Below are 5419 nucleotides of genomic sequence, written 5' to 3'. Positions count from 1 at the left end.
GGCCTTGGCGCTGGCTCGCCCCCGGCCGCCGCACATCTCCCGCTGGAAACCCCGCGAACCCGATTCCGCCTTCATCACCCGCCTGCTGCGCGAGGAAGGGCTGAGCTGGCGCTACGAGCACCTCGACGGCGAGACGCCGCAGGTCAAGCTGCTGGCCTTTGATGATCCGTATGCCTTACCTGCGGCCAACGTTGAACGCGTGCGCTTCCATCGCAGCGATGCCACCGAGGAAGAGGATGGCCTCACCCGCTGGGAGGGCCGCCGCCAGGTGGTCAGCGGCAGCGTGGCGCTGGCGACTTACGACTACCAGCCGGTGGCCACCGGCCACAGTGCAGACGACAGCGCCATCGACCAGGGCCAGGATGGCGCCCGGCTGCAGTCCAGCCTGCAAAGCTACGATGCCCCTGGCGCCTACTACGCCAGCGATGCCGACCAGCTCGGCCACTACGCGCGGCTGCGGCAGCAGGCGCACGATGCCCAGGCCAAGACTTTCTCCGGTGCCGGGGTGGTACGCGGCCTCACTGCCGGGCAATGGTTCCGTCTCGATGGCCACCCGGCACACGAAGGCGACGGCGCCGAGCAGCGCGAGTTCGTGCTCACCCGCCAGACACTGGCGGTGCGCAACAACCTGCCGGCCGAGCTGAGCCGCAGCCTGCCGGCGGCGTTGCGGCCAACGTTGGCCGCCAGCGACGAGAGTAGCGCTGCGCCGTTCCGCAGCGAGTTCGACGCCCAGCGCCGCGGCATCCCGCTCACCCCGGTCTATGCCGACGCGGCCCACGCCAAACCCACCGCCCGCGGCGCGCAGACCGCCACCGTAGTCGGGCCGGAGGGAGAAGAAGTCCATACCGATGCCAACGGCCGCATCAAGGTGCAGTTTCACTGGCAGCGCGCCGAAGAGCATCCGGACAGCGGGGCGAATCTGGACGAGCGTTCCAGCTGCTGGCTGCGGGTGGCGATGCCCAGCGCCGGTGCCGCCTGGGGTCACCAGTTCATCCCGCGCATCGGCCAGGAAGTACTGGTCGACTTCATCGAAGGCGATATCGACCGCCCGGTGATTACCGGCGTGCTGTACAACGGCAGCCACCCGACGCCGAACTTCAGCGGGGCCGGCAAGCTGCCGGGCAACAAGACGCTGTCCGGCATCAAGAGCAAGGAACACCACGGCGGGCAGTACAACGAGCTGCTGTTCGACGACACGCCAAACGAAGTCAGAGCCAAACTCAGCAGCGAACACGGCAGCACCCAGCTCAATCAGGGCTACCTCACCCACCCGCGTGCCGATGGCAAAGCCACGCCGCGCGGCGACGGCTTCGAGCTGCGCACCGACCGCCACGGCGCGATCCGCGCCGGCCACGGCCTGCTGCTGACGACCGAAGCGCAAAACGGCGCAGGCGGCAAACAGCTGGCGCGCGACGGCGCGCAAAGTCAGCTCGACGCCGCACTGGCGCTGGCGCAATCCCTGGCCGACACCGCCACGGCGCAACTGGCCGACACGCTGGAAACCGGGCCGGACGAGATCAAGCCGGACAACGGCAAAGGCGGCAACAAAACCGACGGCCACCTGCAGCACCACGTTGCGGCGCTGAAAGCATGGGAAGCCGGCAGCAATACCGACCAAGACGGCAAAACGGCGGCCCAGGGAAATGGATCAGCCCAGGCCGGTCAGCAGCCCATCATGATCCTCAGCGCCCCGGCAGGGTTGGCCGCCGTCAGCGACAACTCCCTGACCCTAGCCGCCGGCAGCAATATCGACCAGGTCGCCCAGCGCGACCTCAACCAGACCTCGGGTCGACGCTGGCTACACAACGTCGGCCAGCACATCAGCCTGTTCGTAGCCGGGGTGAAGGACGCGGTGAGCCTGAAGCTGATCGCCGCCAAGGGCAAGGTGCAGCTGCAGGCGCAGAGCGATGCCATGGAGCTGACGGCGGATAAGGACGTCACCATCACCGCCTGCAAGGGCAAGGTGGTGATCAGCGCCAAGCAGGATATCCTGCTCACCAGCGGTGGCGGCTACATCAAGCTGTCCGGCGGCAACATCGACATCCACTGCCCCGGCACGGTGAGCGTGAAGGGGGTGGAGCATGGGCTGAGTGGGCCTGCCAGTATGCGCTTTGCTGCCCCCAGAATTGCAGGAACCAAGGAAATCCATGACGAGCAATTCAAAATCACCAGTATTGAGGGGCTCAGCTTACATCAAGGCTACAAATATCAGATGACGCTTGCCAACAACCAAACAGTTAATGGGACGCTAGACAAAACTGGCTCGACCACCAGACATTACACAAAGCAAGCAGAAGACATCGATAGTATTGAGATACTACCCAATACGATTATCAAATTAGACGGAGGTAATTACTAATGCCAGGAATCATAAAAAAACCAGGCACGACCAATACCACCAAAGATAGTCAGGAAAAAATTTCCTTGGATGATGGCAGGAAGCTATCATCAGGAGAAATAGAGCTTTGCAAGAAGCTTTTTGGCAATGCAATAGACTATCGTTTTGTGAGAATACACAAAGGAAAGCTCATTCCAGGCATACAGTCAGATCAAGTGTCCATGACACCATGGGGAGAGCTACATATGCCTAATGAGAATTACATGGATGATTTTTCAAAAATTGACGAAAAAAGGAAAAATTATCTTCACCATTTTATGCATGAAATGGCCCATGTATGGCAGTTTCAAAGGAGGTCAACTTATAGCAGAGGCACAGTAGTTCTATGCGGCAGTGTCCTATCTGTGGCCACAGGAGTTGCAAATTTATTGGAAAGTATTGGGCAGGCGTTGCCAGAGGCAGTAGGGGAACCAATTGAAAATTTAGCTGGAAGCGTTGATCCATACACATACAAAGATACTCCGCCAACTGATTTTTTTTCATATAACATGGAGTCTCAAGCAGAAATTCTAGCAGACTACTTTATGTCTTCAATAATGGGACACCAAAACTACGTAGGAAAGCATTCAAACAGAAGAATAAGAAGCCAGTTTTTTTACGAAAATACTTTACAAAATTTTTTCGTTGAAATAGAAAAATTTAACACAAAAAATCGCGACTTAAAAAAACAGTGGAATCTAGAATGAAAAAAATTGTAGCAATAATAATAACAATACTTGTTGTTATATACTCCACAAGCAGTCCAGAAAAAATAATTGACATAGCAATTATAAATAGCAAGCAAGTTATTTTATTCAAAAAAACTTGCAAGTTTGAATCTATATATATAACAACAGAAAGCGGCAAGGATATTTCTCAAGCCATATTCTCAAAAATACCAGGAGAAGGCGTATACTTCAAAGAAAATACTTATGTGGAATTTGAAAAATTACTGAAATTCACCCCAGAAAACAATAAAATATACGAACTATCTTCAATAACCGAATGTGGCAAGTACCCCATATATCGTAAATTTTTAAAATTCAAAATAAACAATGGCAGAATTGAAGTAATTACATTCAATTAAAATTCGAAACCACAATATAAGCCATTAACACAGCCACTCAGCAATGCCAACCTTGCAATGCCCAGTATGAAAAATGGGATATCCCAGCCCCTAATGCAGGAAAACCCAGAAGTTGCCAGTGAGTATAGTGCCAGCGTGGCTGAATGAGTTGACTTTCACCTGATCTGGAACTGGTGTTTACCCATACCAGCTAGCTTGAAAGATGACCCAGCAATTAAATTAGCAGCGCCGGCAAGGACAGTATTGGAAACATAAAATCCAAACGAACTAGATCATGCAGGCTTTCCAACAACTCCACAACTTGATACAAAACTAGTTGGACTCATAGAGCCAGAACTGAAAATTATGGCAGGCTGGTATGTCAGCAAAGATTAAGACCAAGTGGCTCATTCTTGCGGCAAGCCTTACCGCGACAGCAATCGCCCTCCTCTCCCTCACCAAGGATGCTAGGGCCATGAGCCAGAAACCCGTTTTTCCACCAAAAATAGAAATTGCGTTTGGACAATCTGGTGAAAGCTTTGAAAAACAATATGGAGGCTTGGTTAATGCCAACAGAAAAAATGCCGGCCTGAATTTTCTAACCATTGATGCCAACCGCCATGGCAGCAGTGTGACTGCCGTTGTAAAAACAGGCTCGTTGATCACATCTATTCCAAGCGCGATGAGCATCATGGCAACAGAAGATCGAGATCGAAAGGTTGGCTTTACCGATTTATTAATCACAGCAGAAGTTAATCGTGATGATTTCGTCCCCCACCCTGTCGCCCATCAGTACGTCCTGAACTTGATCCAGAGTCTGCGCAAAACCGGGTGGCGATACAATTTGTATGCAACCGATCCCAGACTAAAAGGCCAAGCTGCATTTAATCAATTCAAGCAAAGCAATCTCGACCCAGATTACCAGCTGTCTTTTGAGCAATGGATGGCACTACCAAGACCTTTGACTTGGGAGTTTTATGCTGATCATACCTATTTAACCCTCACCGTTGACCGGGATATAAACCACCTGGATCCCGCCAAGCCCGGAGCCTATTTTATTAGTCTGACATTTCAACCAAGAGAAGAAGCCGAGCGACTGCAAGTGGATGAAAAAGATCGGGACCACTGGCGGGACACTTGGGTGAAACGCAATCTGGCATATCGCGCCGAGCGCAATATCGAGGAAGCCAAACTTCGCACGCAGGGCATTGCGATTGATACCGACTACAAAGACCCTCCGTTACCCCCTCCGCCTGCAGGGCAGCGGAATCCGGTGATCCCGAATGCGCTGAAATAATCAATGGAGTGGATTGCCTGCAGGAGCCGGAGCAGTCCATATTGACAACGCCTGCGCTCAGTTCCTGCCCCCGTACAGCCATATGGAGTACGGAAACGTAACAGGGGTATGGGTCAGGCAAGGACTGACCAAGGACGAATACGGCGACTGGGAGGAAGAGCGTGACGTTCTACTAACCTGGACCCTGATCCGCCGCGTTCCAGAGCGCTACATCGTCGTACCTCCAGAAGGCTACTACCCCAAAAGCCAACCCCGCACTTGCCGCGTGGAAGCTGGCCAACCTTGCCCGCACACCGGTACCTGGTGGACGCCGGCCAAACCCGATGCCCGCCAAGCCTTTACACAGGGCGAAGTGATGCCGGACTTCCTCGGTTCCAGCTACGGCGCCACCACCTGGTACCGCAAGGCAGGCTGAGTTCTTCTTAATGATTAACAAAAATGGCATCAACTTATTCGCCGCCTGAATCATGCTCACAGCAACGCTTATCGCAGTCGCACTTATTTTCTTGTGAATCGCCCCGGCTTCTCTAGACACTCTTGAGCCGTTGGAAGTATTGCTTCTCAAACTCTACCGGCGATAGCCCGTTTGCGGAACCATGACGGCGCTTCGGGTTGTAGAACATCTCGATGTAATCGAAGATGTCTCGTCGGGCTTCCTCCCGGTCGTGATAGGTTTTTC

The 5419-nt window shown here is 53.7% G+C and carries 6 protein-coding genes; 5 read left to right on the top strand and 1 reads right to left on the bottom strand.

Annotated features, from left to right (window positions below):
• From HU218_RS13410 to HU218_RS13390, 5 genes are all read left to right on the top strand, one after another.
• On the top strand, positions 1–2359 hold a 2359-nt coding region (locus HU218_RS13410), incomplete at its 5' end, for a type VI secretion system Vgr family protein (RefSeq protein ID WP_174875442.1).
• Entirely contained in the window at positions 2359–3084 is a 726-nt protein-coding gene (locus tag HU218_RS13405) for a hypothetical protein (protein ID WP_174875441.1), read from the top strand. The genes HU218_RS13410 and HU218_RS13405, both read left to right, overlap by 1 nt.
• A complete protein-coding gene (locus HU218_RS13400; RefSeq protein ID WP_174875440.1) occupies positions 3081–3464 on the top strand; it encodes a hypothetical protein in 384 nt (127 codons plus the stop codon). The genes HU218_RS13405 and HU218_RS13400 overlap by 4 nt, the downstream gene beginning before the upstream one ends.
• Positions 3465–3918: 454 nt before the next feature.
• A complete protein-coding gene (locus HU218_RS13395) occupies positions 3919–4740 on the top strand; it encodes a hypothetical protein (protein WP_174875439.1) in 822 nt (273 codons plus the stop codon).
• Positions 4741–4822: 82 nt separating this feature from the next.
• On the top strand, positions 4823–5155 hold the full coding sequence (locus tag HU218_RS13390; RefSeq protein ID WP_174875438.1) for a hypothetical protein: 333 nt from the start codon (positions 4823–4825) through the stop codon (positions 5153–5155).
• A 112-nt stretch (positions 5156–5267) separates the two neighbouring features.
• On the opposite strand, the gene HU218_RS13385 is transcribed toward HU218_RS13390, so the two are convergent.
• On the bottom strand, positions 5268–5419 hold a 152-nt coding region (locus HU218_RS13385), incomplete at its 5' end, for an IS3 family transposase (RefSeq protein ID WP_174874498.1).

The organism is Vogesella oryzae, from assembly GCF_902829295.1.
In the GTDB taxonomy this organism is placed as follows: Bacteria; Pseudomonadota; Gammaproteobacteria; order Burkholderiales; family Chromobacteriaceae; genus Vogesella; species Vogesella oryzae.
The sequence above is the reverse complement of the archived record's forward strand: the minus strand, read 5'-3'. Positions and strand labels throughout refer to the sequence as shown.

What these genes read in the sequence shown, in the direction of transcription:
- HU218_RS13395 (WP_174875439.1), top strand. Translation starts at nt 3,919, where the DNA reads ATGAGCCAGAAACCCGTTTTTCCACCAAAAATAGAAATTGCGTTTGGA.
- HU218_RS13390 (WP_174875438.1), top strand. Translation starts at nt 4,823, where the DNA reads ATGGAGTACGGAAACGTAACAGGGGTATGGGTCAGGCAAGGACTGACC.
- HU218_RS13400 (WP_174875440.1), top strand. Translation starts at nt 3,081, where the DNA reads ATGAAAAAAATTGTAGCAATAATAATAACAATACTTGTTGTTATATAC.
- HU218_RS13405 (WP_174875441.1), top strand. Translation starts at nt 2,359, where the DNA reads ATGCCAGGAATCATAAAAAAACCAGGCACGACCAATACCACCAAAGAT.